The organism is Streptomyces sp. ICC4, assembly GCF_003287915.1.
Taxonomy (GTDB): Bacteria; Actinomycetota; Actinomycetes; order Streptomycetales; family Streptomycetaceae; genus Streptomyces; species Streptomyces tritrimontium.
Window position 1 is genome coordinate 4,804,319 of record NZ_CP030286.1, and the last position, 19,347, is coordinate 4,823,665.

Consider the following 19,347-nt stretch of genomic DNA (forward strand, 5'->3'; position numbering starts at 1 on the left):
TAAGTGCGGTCCGCGGGCATCAGCTCTGCAACAGCACCGGTACGAACACCCTCCCGGGCTGTTCGGCGACACGCCCGGCCAGGCATTCTTGGGCACATGAGTGACTGGGACGGGTTGAGCGGCGAGCAGGACGAGCGCGGCCGCCGCGATGACGGGTACGGACGCGGCAGCGGCCAGGCGCAGCCGGAGGGCGCGCAGCGGATGCGGCACGTCCGGCGGCCCGGCCCGCAGGCGGCCCGCCAGCAGCCGCCGCAGCCCCCGCAGCAGCCCCGTCGGCCGGTGCAGCCGCCCGCGGGACCCGGCGGTCCGGCCCGGCCGGCGTACGTGCCCGGGCAGCAGGACGGCTCGTTCGACAGCGGCTACAACACCGGCCAGGTCTACGGAACGCCCGCGGGCGGCGGCCACGGCGGTCCGCCGAGGCCGCCGGCGGGGCCGCGCGGGACCGGGCCGGGCGGCGGCCCCGTCCCCGTCCGGGTCGTCGTGGACTGGCGCAAGCGGATCAAGATCGGGTCGATCGTGCTGGTCACGGGCCTGCTGGTGACGGGTGTCGGCACGTACTTCTGGGCCGACTCCAACGTGCGCCGCGAGGTCGACCTCTCCCAGGTCATCGAGCGCCCGAAGGAGGGCGACTGCACGACCTACCTGATCGTGGGCTCCGACAGCCGCGAGGGCATGACCGCCGAGGAGAAGCAGAAGCTCCACACGGGCTCGGCCGAGGGCAAGCGGACCGACTCGATGATGATCCTGGCGAAGTGCTCCAGCGGGAACACGATGATCTCGCTGCCGCGCGACTCGGACGTGGAGATCCCCTCCTTCGTCGGCTCGGATTCGGGCAAGAAGTTCCCCGCGCAGGGGCGGCGGGTCAAGCTGAACGCGGCGTACGCCGAGGACGGCCCCGAGCTGCTGGTGCGAACGGTGGAGTTCAACACCGGCCTGCGCATCGACCACTACGCGGAGATCGGCTTCGCCGGCTTCGCGAACATCGTGGACGCGCTGGGCGGGGTGGAGCTGAACATCGAGAAGGGGTTCAAGGACGAGAAGTCCGGGGCCGACTTCAAGGAGGGCACGCAGACGCTGAACGGCGAGCAGTCGCTGGCCTACGTACGCACCCGGTACGCCTTCGCCGAGTCGGACCTGCAGCGGACCAAGAACCAGCAGAAGTTCCTGTCGGCGCTGGCGAGCCAGGCGGCGACGCCCTCGTCGGTCATGAACCCGTTCACGCTCTACCCGGTGCTGGGCGCGGGCCTGGACACGCTGATCGTGGACAAGGACATGTCGCTGTGGGACATGGGCCAGATGTTCTTCGCGATGAAGGGCATCAACGGCGGTGACGGCGTCTCGATGAACATGCCGATCTCCGGGCAGCGCGGCGGCAACCTCGTCTGGGACAAGGCGAAGGTGCAGCAGCTGGTCCAGCAGATCCAGAAGGACGAGAAGGTCACCGTCCGCGGGAACTGACGGGGCGCCGGGGGCCGGCCCCTGTGACGGGGCCGCCCGGCAGGGGCCTCAGCGGTCCGAGGAGAAGCGGACCGCGGCGGCGGGCACCCGGGCCTCGCACCACACCCGCACGCCGGCGCGCAGCTCGTTGTCGGCCCCGACGTCGGCTCCGTCGCCGATGACCGCGCCGTCCAGCACGGTGCGCGCGCCGACCGAGGCGTTCTCGCCGATGAGGCTGGCGCTCACCCGGGTGTCCGGGCCCACGCTGGCGCCGGCGAGCACGATGGAGCCCTCGACGACCGCTCCGGCCCCGATGGTGGCGCCGGCTCCGACGACGGTGCCGCCCGAGAGCACGGCGCATTCGGCCACTTCGGCGCCCGGGAGGACCAGGGCCTCGCCGCGGGGGCCGGGGACGGCCGGGGAGGAGACGACGCCGCGCACGAGGTCGGCGGAGGCCTGGACGAAGGCCTCGGGCTTGCCGAGGTCCAGCCAGTAGGTGTTCTCGGTGACGCCCTGCAGCCTGGCGCCGGAGGCGAGCAGGCCGGGGAAGGTCTCGCGCTCGACGGAGACGGAGCGGCCGGCCGGGATGGTGTCGATCACGCTGCGGCGGAAGACGTAGCAGCCGGCGTTGATCTGGTCGGTGGTGATCTCCTCGGGGGTCTGCGGCTTCTCGGTGAAGGCCAGCACCCGCCCCTCGGAGTCGGTGGGGACCAGGCCGAAGGCGCGCGGGTCCGCGACCCGCACCAGGTGCAGGGAGACGTCGGCGTCGGCCGCCTTGTGGGACTCGACCAGGCCGGCGATGTCCAGGCCGGTGAGGATGTCGCCGTTGAAGACGAGGACCGGGTCGTCCGGGCCGCCCGTCAGCCGCTCGGCGGCGTTGCGGATGGCTCCGCCGGTGCCCAGGGGCTCGTCCTCGACGACGTACTCGAGGGTGAGGCCGAAGGCGGCGCCGTCCCCGAAGTAGGGCTCGAAGACCTCGGCGAGGTAGCAGGTGGCCATCACGATGTGTGTGACACCGGCGGCGGCGGCCCTGGCTATCTGGTGCGCGAGGAAGGGAACACCCGCGGCCGGAACCATCGGCTTGGGGGTGTTCACGGTGACGGGGCGCAGACGCGTCCCCTGCCCGCCGACCAGCAGGATCGCTTCCGTCATGAGCTTTCTCCCCAACCGGTTCCGGGCGTACGAGGTCCAAAGCTAGCCCATCCGGGGGACCCCCAACGGCCCGAGGCGGCCCTTGTCGGGGCCGCCCCGGGCAACACTGCCCGTTACGGCAGGTTCCGTGCCATGACGATCCGCTGGATCTGGTTCGTGCCTTCGTAAATCTGGGTGATCTTCGCATCGCGCATCATTCGCTCCACCGGGTAGTCCCGCGTGTAGCCGTAGCCGCCGAGCAGCTGGACCGCGTCGGTGGTGACCTCCATGGCCACGTCCGAGGCGAAGCACTTGGCCGCGGCGCCGAAGAAGGTCAGGTCCTCGTGGGGGCCGCCGGAGGAGACGCGCTCCGAGCGGGCGGCCGCCGAGTAGGTCAGCTGGCGGGCGGCCTCGATCTTCATGGCCATGTCCGCGAGCATGAACTGCACGCCCTGGAAGTCGCCGATCGGCTTGCCGAACTGCTTGCGCTCCTGGACGTAGCCCTTGGCGTAGTCCAGGGCGCCCTGCGCGATGCCGAGCGCCTGGGCGGCGATCGTGATGCGGGTGTGGTCGAGGGTCTTCATCGCGGTGGCGAATCCGGTGCCCTCGGCGCCGATCATGCGGTCGGCGGGGATGCGGACGTTGTCGAGGTAGACCTCGCGCGTCGGGGATCCCTTGATGCCGAGCTTCTTCTCGGGCGCGCCGAAGGAGACGCCCTCGTCGGACTTCTCGACCACGAAGGCCGAGATCCCCTTGGAGCGCTTCTCCGGATCGGTGACGGCCATGACCGTGTAGTACTCGGAGACGCCCGCGTTGGTGATCCAGCGCTTGACGCCGTTGAGCACCCAGAAGTCCCCGTCGCGCACGGCGCGGGTCTTCATGCCGGCGGCGTCGGAGCCCGCGTCGGGCTCGGAGAGCGCGTACGAGAACATCGCGTCGCCCTTGGCGAGGGGGCCGAGGTACTTGGCCTTGAGCTCCTCGGATCCGGAGAGGATCACCGGGAGCGAGCCGAGCTTGTTGACCGCCGGGATGAGGGAGGAGGAGGCGCAGACGCGGGCCACTTCCTCGATCACGATCACGGTGGCGAGGGCGTCGGCGCCCGCGCCGCCGTAGGTCTCGGGCACGTGGACGGCGTGCAGGTCGCTGGCGACCAGGGCGTCGAGTGCCTCCTGCGGGAAGCGGGACTCCTCGTCGACCGCGGCGGCGAAGGGCATGATCTTCGCCTCGGCGAGCGCGCGGACGGACTCGCGGAGCATGTCGTGCTCCTCGGCCGGGCGGTACAGGTCGAAGTCGGCAGAACCCGCCAAGATCTCTCACTCCCCAGGTGGTGCGTGGTGTTAACTACCGTTAAGTAGCCCCAGCTTAGTGTCCGGCCGCCGACCGCGTCACGGGCGTCGCACGTGAGTTGCGTGACAGCTGTGGTGACGGCCGGGGCGTCCGGCCCGATGCCCGCCCGGGGCCCGCCCGACGCCGGGGGCCGTCGCCGGAATGCATCCCCGGCCGTGCGCGCGACTATGCTCGGTTGCCGCAAACGGCCCCGCACCTCCAGGAGCACCCATGGCCCCCCTCAAGATCACTGTGATCGGCACCGGATACCTCGGCGCGACGCACGCCGCGGCCATGGCCGAGCTGGGGTTCGAGGTGCTCGGGCTGGACGTGGTGCCGGAGAAGATCGAGATGCTGGCCTCCGGCCGCGTGCCCATGTACGAACCGGGGCTGGAGGAACTGCTGCGCACGCACGTGGCCGGGCTGCCCGGCTCCACGGGCCGGCTGCGCTTCACCACCTCGTGGGAGGAGGTCGGCGCCTTCGGCGACGTCCACTTCGTCTGCGTGAACACCCCGCAGAAGCACGGCGAGTACGCCTGCGACATGAGCTACGTCGACTCCGCCGTGGAATCGCTCGCCCCGCACCTGACCCGGCCCGCCCTGGTCGTCGGCAAGTCCACGGTGCCCGTCGGATCCGCCGAGCGCCTCGCCGCCAAGCTGACCGCGCTCGCCCCGGCGGGCGAGGACGTCGAGCTCGCGTGGAACCCGGAGTTCCTGCGCGAGGGCTTCGCCGTCCAGGACACCCTGCACCCGGACCGGATCGTCATCGGCGTCGACGGCGAGCGCGCCGAGAAGCTCCTGCGGGAGGTCTACGCGACCCCCATGGGGGAGGGCACCCCGCTGGTCGTCACCGACTTCCCCACCGCCGAGCTGGTCAAGACCGCCGCCAACTCCTTCCTCGCCACGAAGATCTCCTTCATCAACGCGATGGCCGAGGTCTGCGAGGCCGCCGGCGGCGACGTGCTGAAGCTGGCCGAGGCCATCGGGTACGACGAGCGGATCGGGAAGAAGTTCCTGCGCGCCGGCATCGGCTTCGGCGGCGGCTGCCTGCCCAAGGACATCCGCGCGTTCATGGCCCGGGCCGGCGAGCTGGGCGCCGACCAGGCCCTGACCTTCCTGCGCGAGGTGGACTCCATCAACATGCGCCGCCGCGGCCACATGGTGGAGCTGGCCCGCGAGGCCGTGGGCGGCTCGTTCCTCGGCAAGCGCGTCGCCGTGCTCGGCGCCACCTTCAAGCCCGACTCCGACGACGTCCGCGACTCCCCCGCCCTGAACGTCGCCGGGCAGATCCACCTCCAGGGCGGCCAGGTCACCGTCTACGACCCCAAGGGCATGGACAACGCCCGCCGCGTCTTCCCCACCCTCGGCTACGCCGGCTCCGCCCTGGAGGCGGCCCGCGGCGCCGAGGTCGTCCTGCACCTCACCGAATGGCGCGAGTTCCGCGACCTCGACCCCGCCGACCTCGGCGAGGTCGTCACCGACCGCCTCGTCCTCGACGGCCGCAACGCGCTGGACCCGGCCCGCTGGCGCGCGGCGGGCTGGACCTACCGCGCCATGGGCCGCCCCCGCGCCTGAGCCGTACCGGCGTACGCCAGTACGACCGCACCACCGCACGCCGCGGAATGTCCGGCCCCGCATCTCGTCACCGGATTGTTGGCCATAGCCACGCGGGCCGTGCGCAATGGATCGCTAGACTCACCGCCGATGACCAGTACGAGCACGAGCAGCCCTGTCCGCCCCACCGCAGGCGCGCCGGGGCCGGCCCCGCGTGCCGGGCGGGGCTCCGTCGACTCCGCCCTCCGCGGCCGCGCCGGCCACCTGGCCATGGCGGGCTTCTGGCTGGCCACGCGGACCCTGATGGTGGTCCTCCTCGTGGTGAACCTGCACGGCACGTCCTCCGTGCGCGTGGAGATCACCCAGACGTACAACAACTGGTACGACGTCCTCGTGACGGGCACGATGCCGCACGACGACGTCATGTGGCAGTACCCGCCGGCCGCCGCGGCGATCTTCCTGTCGCCCGACCTGCTGCCCTTCCTCAGCTACTTCCAGGCCTTCGTCGCCCTGACCGTCATCTGCGACGCGCTCATCGCCGTGGGCCTGGTCCGCGCCGCCCGCCGCAGCGACGGCAGCATGGCCGGCGCGGTGCTGTGGCTGACGACGCTGCCGCTGCTGCTGTCGCTGCCCTTCGGGCGCTACGACCTGCAGGTCACGCTGCTCGCCGTGGGCTCGCTGCTGTGCCTGCGCTTTCGCCGCAAGCTCGGCGGCGTCCTCGCCGGCATCGGCGCGCTGGTCAAGGTGTGGCCGCTGCTCGCCTTGATCGGGACCCCGCGCGGCCGGACCACCCGCGACGCGGTCGTCTCCGCCGTGGCGTCCGCGGCCGTGCTCCTCGCGGTCCTCGCGCTGTTCTTCCGCGACACCCTCGGCTTCCTGGGCAACCAGGGCAACCGCGGCATCCAGGTCGAGTCGCTGGGCGGCTCGGCCCTGATGTTCGGCAAGCTCATCGGCGCCTGGTCCGGGAAGATCGAGGTCCGCTACGGCGCCTACGAGTACCTGGGCCCGTACGTCTCCAGCGTCGCCATGCTCTCCGTCGCCCTCACGGTCGTCGGGTTCGGCTGGCTGCTGCTGTGGCGGGTGAAGGCCCGGCGCTGGTCGACCGCGACCCCGCTGGACGCCGCACTGTGCGCCATCCTCGTCTTCACCATCACCAGCCGCGTGCTCAGCCCGCAGTACCTGATCTGGCTGGTCGGCCTCGCCGCCGTCTGCCTGACCTGCCGGCACACCACGCAGCGGCCGGTGGCCTGGCTGATCGTCGCCGCCACGGCGCTGAGCACGGCGATCTACCCGCTGACCTACGGCTCGGAGATCCTCCCGGGCACCGGCTTCGGCACCTTCCTGCTGTGCGTGCGCAACGGCGTGCTGGGCTACGCCGCCGTCCTGTCCTGCGCCCGCCTGTGGCGGGCGAGCGTCACGTCCGACGGTGCTGCGCGGCCCGCGCGGTGAACTCCGCGTCCCGCACCACCCGCTGGGCGTTGCCCCAGGTGAGCAGGGCCAGATCGGCCTCCGGCCAGCCCCGGTCCAGCAGTTCGGCGATCAGCCGCGGATAGCCCGAGGGATCGGTCAGGCCCGCCGGCCGCGGGGTGCCCAGCTCGGCGCCGAAGCCCGCGCCCAGGCCCACGCAGTGCGGACCCGCGACGGCCCGTACGTGGTCCACGTGGTCGGCGACCGCGTGCAGGGAGTCCCCGGTGAGCGCGGTGTCGAAGCTGACCATCGCCAGGCCGTCCGCCGCGCCCAGCGCGAGCAGCACCTCGTCCGTGACGTTGTCGGGGTGCGGATTGAGCGCGGCCGCCGCCGTGTGGGAGATGATCACCGGCGCCTTGGAGGCCGCGGCGAGCTGGCAGGCCGCCGCCGGCGGGCAGCCGGTGAGGTCGAGGAGCATCGCCAGCCGGTTCGTCTCGCGCACCACCTCGTGGCCGAAGGCCGTCAGGCCCTCCATGGCCCACGCGGCTCCGGCCGGCGCGAGGATCCGTACGCCCAGTGCGTGGAAGGCGCGCAGGGTGGCGAGCGAGTCCGTCAGCGTGCGGCCGGGTACGGGGCCCAGGAACGAGGCGATGCGCCCCCGGTTGCGGGCGTCCGCCAGGTCGTCGGCGTTCAGCGCGAGGCACAGGCTGTCGGGGTAGCGGCGCATCAGGGCCAGCGCCACGTCGATCTGTTCGAGGGTGTCGGACACCACCTGGTCGGGGGCCGCGGCCTCGCGCGGTGTGAGCAGCGACCAGAACTGGGCGCCCACTCCCCCGGCGCGCAGCCGCGGGATGTCGGTGTCGACGCCCGAGTCGGGGGTGTCGATGTCGTGGTACGGGCTCTGGCGCAGGGTCCAGACCAGGGTGTTGCACCCGTCCGCCACGGGGTGGACGGACAGCAGCGCGGCGGCCCGGTCCAGGGCGCCCGGCAGCAGGGCTGCGGGAGTGTCCTCGGCTCCGAGGGAGCCCGGGCCCACGGGGGTCGCCGGGCTCGTTTGCGGTTCGTCCTGAAGGTCGGCCATGACGTTCGCTCCGGTCTCGGCGGCTGTGCTCGTACGGGAAGCAGCGGGGAGAGAAGCAGGGAGATGTGGCCACCGTGACACGTGGGACGCCGGAGGCGCCCGGCGGATGTGGCGTTCGGGTGTAACCCGCAGGTCGCACCCGGTTCGCCGGCTCCGCCGGGCGGACCGGTCAGGCGGTCGGGAGCACGGTCGGGAGCACCGCGTTGGACGGGCCCCGGGAGGCCGACTCCGCGCGCGCCACGTCCTCGGCGTCGCGCAGCACCCGTACCGCGTTCGACCAGGTCAGCTTGGCCAGGTCGGCCTTGGACCAGCGGCGCGCCAGCAGCTCGGCGACCAGGTTCGGGTAACCGGCCACGTCGTCGAGCCCGGCCGGGGTGAAGGCGGTGCCGTCGTAGTCCCCGCCGATGCCGATGTGGTCGACGCCGGCCACCTCGCGCATGTGGTCCAGGTGGTCGGCGACCGTGGCGGCCGTGGCCACCGGGCGCGGGCGCCCGGCCTCGAAGGCGCGGTGCAGCTCCATCGCCGCGGGGGTGGTGTCGAGGTGGTGGTGGCCGTGCGCCCGCAGGTTCTCGTCGGCCGCCAGGGTCCACTCGACGGCCGCCGGGAGGATGAACTTCGGCACGAACGTGGCCATCGCGACCCCGCCGTTGGCCGGCAGCAGCGCCAGCACGTCGTCGGGGACGTTGCGCACGTGGTCGCAGACCGCCCGGGCGGAGGAGTGCGAGAAGACCACCGGCGCGGCCGAGACGGCGAGCGCGTCGCGCATGGTGGTCGCGGCGACGTGCGAGAGGTCGACGAGCATGCCGATCCGGTTCATCTCGCGGACGACCTCGCGGCCGAAGTCGCTCAGGCCGCCGTGCCGGGGCTCGTCGGTCGCCGAGTCCGCCCAGTCGATGGTGTCGTTGTGCGTGAGCGTCATGTACCGCACGCCGAGCTGGTGCAGGGCGCGCAGGGTGGCGAGCGAGTTGTTGATGGAGTGCCCGCCCTCGGCGCCCATCAGCGAGGCGATCCGGCCCTCGGCGCGGGCCGCCTCCATGTCGTCGGCCGTCAGCGCCCGCACCAGGTCGCGCGGGTAACGGTCGATCAGCTGGGCGACGGCGTCGATCTGCTCCAGGGTGGCGCTGACCGCCTCGTCGCCCGCGTAGTCGGAGCGCACGTAGACGGACCAGAACTGCGCGCCGACCCCGCCGGCGCGCAGCCGGGGGATGTCGGTGTGCAGGTGGCCCTTCTGGTCGCGGGCGATGTCCCGGCGGTCCAGGTCGTAGCGCACGGTCTCGCGCAGCGCCCAGGGCAGGTCGTTGTGCCCGTCGACGACCGGGTGCTCGGCGAGCAGCTCGCGGGCCGCGTCCAGGTGCCGGGCGGCGTCCGCCGCGCCCGCGCCGTGGGCCGGGGTCACTTGCCGAATCCGAAGGAGTCCTGGCCCGCGACCTTCGTGCGCAGCCGCTTGCCCTTCTCGGTGGCCTGGTCGTTGAGGTCCTGCAGGAAGTCGTTGACCCGGCCCAGCAGCTCCGGGTCGTGCGCGGCCAGGATCCGTACGGCCAGCAGCCCGGCGTTGCGGGCGCCGCCGATCGAGACGGTGGCGACGGGAACCCCTGCGGGCATCTGGACGATCGACATGAGCGAGTCCATGCCGTCGAGGTACTTCAGCGGGACGGGTACGCCGATGACCGGCAGCGGGGTGACGGAAGCGAGCATGCCGGGCAGGGCGGCGGCCCCGCCCGCACCGGCGATGATCACCTTGAGGCCGCGGTCGGCGGCCTGCTCCCCGTACGCGATCATCTCGCGCGGCATCCGGTGGGCGGAGACCACGTCGACCTCGTAGGGGATCTCGAACTCGTCGAGGGCCTGTGCGGCGGCCTCCATGACGGACCAGTCGGAGTCCGAGCCCATGACGATGCCGATGACGGGAGCTGTTGCGGAGGTGCTCATGCGGTGATGGATCCTCTGAGATAGCCGGCTGCGTGACGTGCTCGCTCCAGCACATCGTCCAGGTCGTCGCCGTAGGTGTTGACGTGGCCGACCTTGCGGCCGGGTTTCACGTCCTTGCCGTACATGTGGATCTTCAGCTGGGGGTCGTGGGCCATGCAGTGCAGGTACGCCGCGTACATGTCGGGGTAGTCCCCGCCCAGGACGTTCGCCATGACCGTCCAGCGGGCGCGGGGGCGCGGGTCGCCCAGCGGCAGGTCGAGGACGGCCCGCACGTGGTTGGCGAACTGGGAGGTGACGGCGCCGTCCTGGGTCCAGTGGCCGCTGTTGTGCGGGCGCATGGCCAGTTCGTTGACCAGGATCCGGCCGTCGGCGGTCTCGAAGAGCTCCACGGCCAGGTGCCCGGTGACCCCGAGCTCCTTGGCGATGCGCAGGGCCAGGGCCTGGGCCTCGCCCGCCAGCGCCTCGGAGAGGTTGGGTGCGGGGGCGATCACCGTGTCGCAGACGCCGTCCACCTGGACGGACTCCACGACCGGGTAGGCCACCGCCTGGCCGTGCGGGGAGCGCACGATGTTGGCCGCGAGCTCGCGGACGTAGTCCACCTTCTCCTCGGCCAGGACGGGGACGCCCGCCTTGAACGGGGCCTCCGCGTCGGCCTGGCTGCGGACGAACCACACGCCCTTGCCGTCGTAGCCGCCGCGCACCGTCTTGAGGATGACGGGGAAGCCCCCGACCTCCTCGGCGAAGGCCGCCGCGTCCGCCGGATCGGCGACGATCCGGTGGCGGGGGCTGGGCGCGCCGATCTCGTCGAGCCGGGCACGCATCACCCCCTTGTCGGCGGCGTGCACCAACGCGTCGGGCCCCGGGCGGACGGGGATGCCGTCCGCTTCCAGGGCCCGCAGGTGCGCGATGGGCACGTGCTCGTGGTCGAAGGTGATCACGTCACAACCGCGCGCGAAGGCGCGCAGCGTCTCCAGGTCGCGATAGTCGCCGATGACGACGTCGCTCACGACCTGGGCCGCCGAGTCCTGTGGGGTGTCACTGAGGAGCTTGAATCTGATGCCGAGGGGGATACCCGCCTCGTGGGTCATGCGGGCGAGCTGTCCGCCGCCGACCATGCCGACTACCGGGAACGTCACTCCTCCAGGGTATCCGGCGGTATTCCGCCATCCGGACACGGCCCTGGCCGGTACCCGGTGGCGGGCGGGGCGAGTGTGCCGTGTGTCGCACGGCGTCCGAAGGCGCAGACGTACCAACGGGGTGACACTTAACATGAGCGGGCCGAAGCAGAACGCGTGACGCCTCATACGGGGGGCCCGAGGGACAGGACTGAAGCCTCTTATGAGCGAGCCGGAGAACGGATCTGCCCTCGACCGCGTGCGCGGACTCACGCGCGAGGTCGCGAGGTTCGGTGCCGTCGGCGGGCTGGGGGTCCTGGTCAACCTGGGCGTCTTCAACCTGATCAGGCACTTCACGGACCTGCAGGTGGTGCGCGCGAGCGTGATAGCCACCCTGGTGGCCATCACGACGAACTACCTGGGCTTCCGCTACTTCGCCTACCGGGACCGTGCCGACCGCACCGGGTCCGGGCGCACCCGCGAGCTGACCCTGTTCATCGCCTTCAGCGCGATCGGGCTGGTCATCGAGAACGGCATCCTGTTCACGGCCACCTACGGCTTCGGCTGGAACGCCCCGCTCGCCTCGAACTTCTTCAAGTTCTCCGGCATCGCCATCGCCACGGTGTTCCGCTTCTGGTCCTACCGGACCTGGGTCTTCAAGGCCCTGCCCGCTCCGGCCGCGTCATCGCTGGTCGTCGAGCAGCGCGACGGCCAGACCGGGGCCCCGGCGCGGACCCCGGAGACCGCCGCGAACTGACCGGCCGCGTCAGCGGACCGTGTCCCGCGACTCGGTGGGTTCCGGCGCGGTCCGGCTGAGGAACAGCGCGAACACCGGCGGCTGCGCCTGGAGCAGCTCCAGGCGGCCGCCGTCCGCCTCGGCGAGGTCCCGGGCGACCGCGAGGCCGATGCCCGTGGAGTTGCGGCCGCTGATGGCCCGCTCGAAGATCCGGTTGCCGAGGTCCGGCGGGACTCCGGGTCCCTCGTCCGTGACCTCCAGTACGGCCTGGTTGCCGATCACGCGGGTGCGCAGCGCCACGGTGCCGCCCCCGTGCATGAGGGAGTTCTCCACCAGGGTCGCCAGCACCTGCGAGACCGCGCCCGGGGTGCCCACGGCGCGGACGCCGATCTTGCCCGAGCGCACGACGGCCCGGCCGGCGCTGCGGTAGGCGGGCCGCCACTCCTCCAGCTGCTGTTTGACGACCTCGTCGAGGTCGAAGGGGACCGCGGAGCCCGTGCGGGGGTCCCGGGAGTTCGTCAGGAGCCGCTCGACGACGTCGGTGAGCCGCTCCACCTGGGTGAGGGCGATGGTGGCCTCTTCCCGGACGGTCTCCAGGTCGTCGGTGACGGTGATCTCCTCCAGCCGCATCGACAGGGCCGTCAGCGGGGTCCGCAGCTGGTGGGACGCGTCCGCGGCCAGCCTTCGCTCGGCGGTGAGCATCCGCCCGATCCGCTCGGCGCTGGAGTCCAGTACGTCGGCGACCCGGTCCAGCTCGGGGACCCCGTACCGCTTGTGCCGGGGCCGCGGGTCGCCGGATCCCAGCCGCTCGGCGGTCTCGGCGAGGTCGGTGAGCGGGGAGGCCAGCCGGTTGGCCTGGCGTACGGCGAGCAGGACGGCCGCCACGACGGCGAGCAGGGCCACGGCGCCGACGACGGCCAGGGTCCGCCCGACCTCCTTGGTGACGGTGGAGCGGGACTGCTCGACGACCACGACCTCGCCCTGTTCGCCGCGGGCCGTGCCCCGGATGACGCTCTCCTCGATCCGGCGGCCGACCTCGACCGGCTCGCGGCCGGGGACCGTGATCCGCGCGTAGCGGCCGGCGTCGAGCTGCTCGGCGAGCGCGTCGGCGTCGACGGGCCGCTTCTCCAGGACGCTGCCCTCGACGATGCCCACCAGCCGCAGCGCCTCGGACTCGATGCGGTCCTGGGCGCTGCTGGTGATGGTCCGGGTCTCCACGATGACCAGGGAGACCCCGAAGACGGCGATGACGACGAGCACCACGGCGAGCGTGGAGTTGATCAGACGGCGGCGCATGGCTTAGAGAATGCCCCACGGGGAGCGGACTCGGCCGCTCAGCTCTTCTCGAAGCGGAAACCGACTCCCCGCACGGTGGCGATGTAGCGGGGGTTCGCGGCGTCGTCCCCGAGCTTCTTGCGGAGCCAGGAGATGTGCATGTCGAGGGTCTTGGTGGAGGACCACCAGGTGGTGTCCCAGACCTCGCGCATCAGCTGGTCGCGGGTGACGACCCGGCCGGCGTCGCGCACGAGGACCCGCAGCAGGTCGAACTCCTTCGCCGTGAGCTGGAGCTCCTCCTCCCCCATCCACGCGCGGTGCGACTCGACGTCGATGCGCACCCCGTGGGTGGCGGGGGGCTGGGCGGACTCGGTGGCGCCGCGCCGCAGCAGGGCGCGGACCCGGGCCAGCAGCTCGGCGAGGCGGAAGGGCTTGGTCACGTAGTCGTCGGCGCCGGCGTCCAGGCCGACGACCGTGTCGACCTCGTCGGCCCGGGCGGTCAGGACCAGGATCGGGAAGCCGTGGCCCTCGGCGCGCAGCCGGCGCGCGACCTCCAGGCCGTCCATGCCCGGCAGCCCCAGGTCCAGGACGACGAGATCGACGCCGCCCTGCAGTCCCGCGTCCAGGGCGGTGGGGCCGTCCTCCCGGACCTCGACCTCGTACCCTTCCCGGCGCAGGGCGCGGGCCAGGGGTTCCGAGATGGATGCGTCGTCCTCGGCGAGCAGTACACGCGTCATGTGGGTGATGGTAGTCCGCGGCGGGTGAAAGAAGGGGCCCGCCTGCACACCCCTGCCGATCTGGTCTTATGAACGACTGACGGCCTTCGAAAGTACCCGGATGGTTCCACGCGAACCTGTGATCCATCTCTCAAGTGCTTTCATATGCGGCACTGTCGTGTCGTATGGTGTCGAGACGCCTGATGCACTATCTGAGAGACTTTCGGCCAATAACCAGCCGAAAGTCTCTATTTCTGTCCTGATCGGACAGGCACTGTGGTCGCACCCCCCCCACTTCGGGGCCGATGACAGTGAATGACCTATGGGCCGGGCCCTTCGCGCGATGAAGCGCGGCAGGGCGTGGATCCCGGTTACGGATGTTCCCTCGTCTCTCCGCCTGAGCGGAGCGAGGCCCCCGGGCGTGGGGCCGGGACAACCCGCCGCCGGTACCGGCCACCCCTCACCGGGCGCCGTTGAGCTCACGAAGCCGCGCGTCCCGAGCAAGCAAGGATCGACCATGGCTTCCAGCCTGACGAGGGACTCGGCGGACCCGTCCACCGAGAAGACCTTCTTCGGACACCCCCGTGGCCTGGCCACTCTGTTCATGACCGAGATGTGGGAGCGCTTCTCCTACTACGGCATGCGCGCCCTCCTCGTCGTCTACCTGATCTCGGGCGGCGTCGACGCCGCGACCGACAGCCAGGGCGGCGGCCTGGCCATGAAGACCGCCACGGCCACGGCCATCTACTCCATCTACGTGGCCATGGTCTACCTCATGGCCATGCCCGGTGGCTGGTTCGGTGACCGCGTCTGGGGCGCCCGCAAGACCGTCGCCATCGCCGGCGGCGTGATCATGGCGGGCCACTTCGCGCTGGCGATCCCCGGCCAGGCGATGTTCTTCGTCGGTCTGGCGCTGGTCGCGGCCGGTTCCGGTCTGCTGAAGGCCAACATCTCCACGATGGTCGGCCACCTCTACGACGGTCCGAAGGACCCTCGTCGTGACAGTGGCTTCACCCTCTTCTACGTGGGCATCAACCTCGGCGCCTTCGTCGCGCCGTTCGTCATCGGCACCGTCGGCCAGACCGTCAACTGGCACCTGGGCTTCGCCCTCGCCGGTGTCGGCATGGCGCTGGGCCTGGCGCAGTTCCTGCTGGGCAGCAAGCACCTGAGCCCCGTCAGCAGCCAGGTCCCGAACCCGCTGTCGGCGCAGGAGCGCAACGCGATCGTCGTCAAGGTCGCCGCGGTCGTCGGCGTCACGGCGCTGTTCTACGCGATCATCGGCTTCACCGGCGTCTTCACCCTGAACTGGGCGCTCGTCCCGCTGACCGTCGCGGGTCTGCTGATCCCGGTCGGCGTCCTGGTCCGCATCAAGCGCGACAAGGACCTCTCGGCCCCCGAGCAGTCGAAGATGAACGGCTACATCTGGTTCTTCGTCGCCGCGGCCGTCTTCTGGATGATCTACGACCAGGGTGGCTCCACGCTGGCCGCCTTCGCCGAGAAGAACACCGCCAACACGGTCTTCGGGTGGGACTTCCCCTCGACGTGGTTCCAGTCGCTGAACCCGCTCTTCGTGATGACGCTGGCCCCGATCTTCGCCTGGCTGTGGATCTGGCTGGCGCGCAAGAACCAGGAGCCGACGACCATCGTGAAGTTCGCGATGGCCCTCGTCCTGGTCGGCGGCTCGTTCTTCGTCTTCGTCGTCCCGATGGGCATGGCGAACGGCGGCACGCTGGTCAGCCCGATGTGGCTCGTCTCGATCTACATGATCCAGACGATCGCCGAGCTCTGCCTGTCCCCGGTCGGCCTGTCGGTCACCACCAAGATGGCGCCGCAGAAGTACGCGAGCCAGATGATGGGCGTCTGGTTCCTCGCCGTCACCGCCGGTGACTGCACCACCGGTCTGCTCTCGATCGCCGGGGTGGACCTGAACGGGACCGGGATCATCGGCATGCAGGCCGCGCTCGCGGCGCTGGCCGGCTTCGCGATCTACATGTACCGCAAGAAGGTCCAGACGATGATGGGCGACGTCCACTGACGCGTCCCGCCTCGTGGAACGGCCCGGCACACCGCATGGTGTGCCGGGCCGTTCCGTCGTTCCGGGTGCCGCCCGCGACCGCGGGCCCGCGGCCTACCGGTGGCCGCGCAGGCGCCGCCACGGGGTGAAGGTGAAGACCGCCGCGCCGAGCAGCATCACCGTGCCGGCGACCAGGGCGAGGGCCTTGATGCCGCCCTCGTCCTCCGCGCCGGTCTCGGCGAGGTTGCCCGAGGAGGTGTTGCCCGTGGCTCCGGGCGAGCCGGCGGCGCCGCCGGCCTGGGCGGTGGTGTCGAGCTCCAGCGAGACCCCGGTGCTGGTCGCGGTGCAGGGCACCACGATCGGGGTGGCGCCCGGGGCCATGACGACGTCGATCGTCATCGTGTCGGGGCTCAGCGTCGCCTTGCCGGTCTTGCCCGGCTTGTAGGTGCCGGTCATATCGCTCAGCGTGACGGGGTCGCCCGCGCCGATCGCCGTGGTGGTCGCGGGACCGGAGACCTTGACCGTGCCGCTGTCACCGCCGCCGATCTTGATGTTCATCGAGGGCTTCAGGGCCCCCGCCGGCAGGGCCGCCGGGCTCTTCATGGCCCCCTTGGCGGTCTTGACGGTCAGGTCGTAGTTGCCGCCGTTCTTCTTGGCGTTGATCGTCACCGGGCTCTTGATGCCCCCGGGCAGGAAGGCGCCGCAGTCGAAGGCGACCTCCACGGCCTTGCCCGGGAAGTCGGTCTGGCCGCCGCCGCCCGGAGTCCCGGTGGTGCTCCCGCCGGGGGTGCCGCCGCCGCCTTCCGTGACCTTGATGGTGACGCCGACCCCGACGGCCTCCTGCGGGGTGCAGTGGGTGAGCAGGCCGCTCCAGTCGACGTCGTACTTGCCGGGCGAGATGGTGACGTCGCCGGCCTTGGTGAGCTTGAGCTTGGCCTTCATGTCGGAGATGACCATGGGGGCCTTCTTGGGGATCGGCGGGTTGGTCCGCGTCCCCTCCATCTTCAGCTCGCCGCTCTGCGCGCCGCCGACCTTCGCGTAGCCGATCGGCTTGATGCTGTCCTTGGCCAGATCCATGATGTCGGTGTTGTTCGAGGCCGGCTTCACGGTCTTCCAGACCACCTCGACCTCGTCGCCCACCTTGGCGGTGGCCGGGGCCGTGACCGAGGCCGTGGTCGTGCCCTGGACCGGGCCGCCACCGCCCGCCGGCGGAACGCACTCCACCTTGTAGGAGACGTCGGCCGCCTGGGCGGGGCTAGCCGCCAGCAGGATGCCCGCGCCGCCGAACAGCAGCGCGACCGCGGCCGCGCTCACCCTCCGTTGGGTCCTCACGATTGTCCCTTCGTCGTCGGACTGTTCTCAGACGGTGCGGACGTCTGTGGTGCATGTGGTTTGTGTGGTGCTTGTGGTGTCTGTGGTGCTGGTGGTTCGGATGGTGCGGTTGTCCCCGGCGCGCTGTCCGGGGTGAACCACGGCAGTGCCGCCGTGGTGGTCGATGGGGGCCCGGCCGCCGGTTCGGAGCGGGCCGGCGCGGGACCTCGTACGGGACCCCGCGCGGGTCCCCGTACCGCCGCGATCCTCGGCAGCCGGGTGGTCACCGCCGCCGCCGCGTCGGGAATCCGGGAGCCCCGGTGGCGGCCGCCGGCCTGCTCGCGCGGGCGGACCTTGTCGACGACGGCCATGCCGATCCGGAAGACCGCCGCGGGGATCACCACGAGGAGCAGGCCCCAGAACAGCAGCACCCCGTACGGGCGGGCCACGCCCCAGGGCTGCGTGGCCACGACCGTCTCGCCGTACTTGAGCGAGACCGTGTAGTCGCCGTGGGCGCCCGCGGACAGGGCCGCGTTCAGGGAGATCTCCGCCTTGCCGCCGGGCGCGATCGTGCCCTTCCAGCGGACCTCCTCCCAGATCGGCGCGAACACCCCGTGGGCGGTGCCGAGCTGGAAGACCGGGTCCTTGACCGGCGCGGAGCCGAGGTTGCCGACGGTCACCGTGAACTCGCGGCTCGGCGGGGCGCCGAACCAGGTCAGCACCCCGTCCTCGCCCTTGAGGCGGACCCCGGTGAGCATCGCGAGGCGGGCGGTGCCGCCCTCCGCGGGCAGCTCGGCCACCGGGTGGTCGGTGATCTTCAGCGGGGCCGCGACGGTGGACTGGTCCCCGTTGACGGAGGTGACGTTGACGACGCAGGGGCAGGGCTTGGGCGGCGCGACCACCGGGAGCTGGGCGGAGAAGTTCCCGTCGTCGGCGACCGAGACGGCGATGCCGTCGGCGTTGGCGCAGCTGTTGGTGCCGCCGATCATGTTCTGCCCGCAGACCAGCAGCATCACCATGGTCTTGGGCCGCCAGCCGGTGCCGGTGACCGACAGCTCGGTGCCCTTGGCGGCCTCCTTGAGCGAGAGGGCGACGGCGGGCTTGGCCTCGTCCGCGGCGGCCGGTGCCGCCGGGAACAGCGTCAGCGCGCCGAGCGCGAGTCCCGCCAGCCCCGCGCATCCCGCCGCGACGAGGGCCCTGATCTTGCCGCCGCGTCCGGTCTTGGCGCTCACCTGGTTGCTCCCGTCAACTCGTGGTCCGGTGCTGGGGCTTGTTCGGGTACGGCGCTTCCGTGCGGGCGTGTCCCGTGCCGGTCGCCGGCCCGGGACCGCCGTTTGCGCGCGAGCAGCAGCGCGGCCGCGGCGGTTCCGCCGAGGCCGAGCAGCCCCAGGCCGGTCCAGCCCGCGATCCCCCAGGGAACGAACCACGCCGAGGCGCTCCCCGTGGCGCGGGCGCCGCCGGGGGCGGTGACGGTGAGGTCGAGGGCGACCCGGTCGAAGACCGGGGCGCCGGGCCAGGGTTCGCTCAGCTCCACCCGCTGGCCGGGGAGCACCTCGACGGGCAGGGTGCGGGCGCTGCGGCCCGCGACCTCGCCGAAGGTGCCCCGGGCGCGGATGGACAGCTCGGGCGCGAGGGTCACGTTGCCGCGGTTGACCAGGGTGTAGGCCACGCGCGCGGACGCGCCCTTGCCGCGTACGGAGACGTCCTCGACGGTGAGGGCCGCCAGCGCCGGGCCGCCGACCCGCAGGTGGACCCGTACGCCCACCTCGCGGCCGGCCTCGGTGGCGACCACGGCGGCCGGGTGGTCACCGGGCGGTGAGCCCGGCGGCACGGTGACGGTGAAGGGGACCACCGCGCGGGTGTGCGCCGGGACCTTGACCGTGGTGCCCGCGCCGAAGCTGATCCAGAGGCCCGCGCCGGTGACGGGCCCTTCCGAGCCGCCTCCGGCTGCGGGCTTGGCGGAGCGCACCGCGAAGGCGCCGTCCGCCGTGTTGTAGGCGTCGGCCCCGCGCAGGGTGACGGTGTGCTCCCGGTCGCTGGTGTTGTCCAGGGCGAGGCGGTCCTCCAGCACGGCGCCGGAGGTGCCGGAGAGGTAGAAGTACGGGCGGGCCCCGGCCCTGGGCGCCACCGCGGGCGCGCCGCCGGCGACGGGCTCGGCCGTCCAGCCGGGCTCGTCGGCGGCGGCCGGGAAGGCCGCCGCCGTGTGGAGCAGGACGGCGGCCGCGGCGGCGAGCAGCAGCGCGCCGAGCCGTCCGGGCGCGGCGGGGCGGCCGGGCGCGGCCGCGCTGATCGTGGCGCTGCGGGCGCCCACCGGA

The 19,347-nt window shown here is 72.0% G+C and carries 16 protein-coding genes; 5 read left to right on the forward strand and 11 right to left on the reverse strand.

Translation table 11 applies throughout. The annotated features are described in order from the left end of the window. The first annotated feature begins 96 nt into the window (after positions 1-96). Positions 97-1,458 (forward strand): LCP family protein, encoded by a 1,362-nt coding sequence (locus tag DRB89_RS22315; protein ID WP_112450077.1) that lies wholly within the window; start codon positions 97-99, stop codon positions 1,456-1,458. 48 nt (positions 1,459-1,506) lie between these two features. On the opposite strand, the gene DRB89_RS22320 is transcribed toward DRB89_RS22315, so the two are convergent. Together DRB89_RS22320 and DRB89_RS22325 are read right to left on the reverse strand one after the other, a co-directional pair. Continuing rightward, on the reverse strand, positions 1,507-2,589 hold the full coding sequence (locus tag DRB89_RS22320) for an NDP-sugar synthase (RefSeq protein WP_112450078.1): 1,083 nt from the start codon (positions 2,587-2,589) through the stop codon (positions 1,507-1,509). 113 nt (positions 2,590-2,702) lie between these two features. Continuing rightward, entirely contained in the window at positions 2,703-3,875 is a 1,173-nt protein-coding gene (locus DRB89_RS22325) for an acyl-CoA dehydrogenase family protein (RefSeq protein ID WP_112450079.1), read from the reverse strand. A gap of 250 nt (positions 3,876-4,125) precedes the next feature. Here DRB89_RS22325 and DRB89_RS22330 point away from each other — a divergent pair, with 250 nt between their 5' ends. After that, positions 4,126-5,469: a UDP-glucose/GDP-mannose dehydrogenase family protein gene (locus DRB89_RS22330; protein ID WP_112450080.1), complete on the forward strand. Its 1,344-nt coding sequence runs from the start codon at positions 4,126-4,128 to the stop codon at positions 5,467-5,469. 129 nt (positions 5,470-5,598) lie between these two features. Further along, a complete protein-coding gene (locus DRB89_RS22335; RefSeq protein ID WP_112450081.1) occupies positions 5,599-6,897 on the forward strand; it encodes a glycosyltransferase family 87 protein in 1,299 nt (432 codons plus the stop codon). Here DRB89_RS22335 and DRB89_RS22340 read toward each other — a convergent pair. The 4 genes from DRB89_RS22340 to DRB89_RS22355 all read right to left on the reverse strand — a co-directional run bounded on the left by DRB89_RS22340 (position 6,863) and on the right by DRB89_RS22355 (position 11,001). Next, a complete protein-coding gene (locus DRB89_RS22340) occupies positions 6,863-7,936 on the reverse strand; it encodes a membrane dipeptidase (RefSeq protein WP_112450082.1) in 1,074 nt (357 codons plus the stop codon). The genes DRB89_RS22335 and DRB89_RS22340 overlap by 35 nt on opposite strands. Positions 7,937-8,105: 169 nt before the next feature. Further along, positions 8,106-9,287, reverse strand: a complete 1,182-nt coding sequence (locus DRB89_RS22345) for a dipeptidase (protein WP_112453642.1) — start codon at positions 9,285-9,287, stop codon at positions 8,106-8,108. A 41-nt stretch (positions 9,288-9,328) separates the two neighbouring features. Then, positions 9,329-9,865: a 5-(carboxyamino)imidazole ribonucleotide mutase gene (gene purE / locus DRB89_RS22350; protein WP_112450083.1), complete on the reverse strand. Its 537-nt coding sequence runs from the start codon at positions 9,863-9,865 to the stop codon at positions 9,329-9,331. Continuing rightward, entirely contained in the window at positions 9,862-11,001 is a 1,140-nt protein-coding gene (locus DRB89_RS22355) for a 5-(carboxyamino)imidazole ribonucleotide synthase (RefSeq protein WP_112450084.1), read from the reverse strand. The genes purE and DRB89_RS22355 overlap by 4 nt, the downstream gene beginning before the upstream one ends. A 202-nt stretch (positions 11,002-11,203) precedes the next feature. Between DRB89_RS22355 and DRB89_RS22360 the strand changes: the two genes are divergently transcribed. Next, on the forward strand, positions 11,204-11,737 hold the full coding sequence (locus DRB89_RS22360; RefSeq protein WP_112450085.1) for a GtrA family protein: 534 nt from the start codon (positions 11,204-11,206) through the stop codon (positions 11,735-11,737). Between the two features lie 9 nt (positions 11,738-11,746). Here the strand turns inward: DRB89_RS22360 and DRB89_RS22365 are convergent, their stop codons facing one another. Together DRB89_RS22365 and DRB89_RS22370 are read right to left on the reverse strand one after the other, a co-directional pair. After that, positions 11,747-13,012, reverse strand: a complete 1,266-nt coding sequence (locus DRB89_RS22365; protein ID WP_112450086.1) for an ATP-binding protein — start codon at positions 13,010-13,012, stop codon at positions 11,747-11,749. Between the two features lie 38 nt (positions 13,013-13,050). Further along, positions 13,051-13,728, reverse strand: a complete 678-nt coding sequence (locus DRB89_RS22370) for a response regulator transcription factor (protein WP_112450087.1) — start codon at positions 13,726-13,728, stop codon at positions 13,051-13,053. 496 nt (positions 13,729-14,224) lie between these two features. On the opposite strand from DRB89_RS22370, the gene DRB89_RS22375 reads away from it, so the two are divergent. Continuing rightward, positions 14,225-15,742 carry an oligopeptide:H+ symporter gene (locus DRB89_RS22375; protein ID WP_112450088.1) on the forward strand — a complete coding sequence of 506 codons (1,518 nt, stop codon included), beginning with the start codon at positions 14,225-14,227 and terminating at the stop codon, positions 15,740-15,742. Between the two features lie 93 nt (positions 15,743-15,835). Here DRB89_RS22375 and DRB89_RS22380 read toward each other — a convergent pair whose 3' ends face one another. The 3 genes from DRB89_RS22380 to DRB89_RS22390 form a co-directional block, all read right to left on the reverse strand. Then, positions 15,836-17,035 (reverse strand): hypothetical protein, encoded by a 1,200-nt coding sequence (locus DRB89_RS22380; RefSeq protein WP_112450089.1) that lies wholly within the window; start codon positions 17,033-17,035, stop codon positions 15,836-15,838. A 14-nt stretch (positions 17,036-17,049) separates the two neighbouring features. Next, positions 17,050-18,201, reverse strand: a complete 1,152-nt coding sequence (locus DRB89_RS22385; RefSeq protein WP_112453643.1) for a hypothetical protein — start codon at positions 18,199-18,201, stop codon at positions 17,050-17,052. Between the two features lie 59 nt (positions 18,202-18,260). Continuing rightward, a partial coding sequence (locus DRB89_RS22390; RefSeq protein ID WP_162688686.1) for a hypothetical protein occupies positions 18,261-19,347 on the reverse strand: 1,087 nt, incomplete at its 5' end.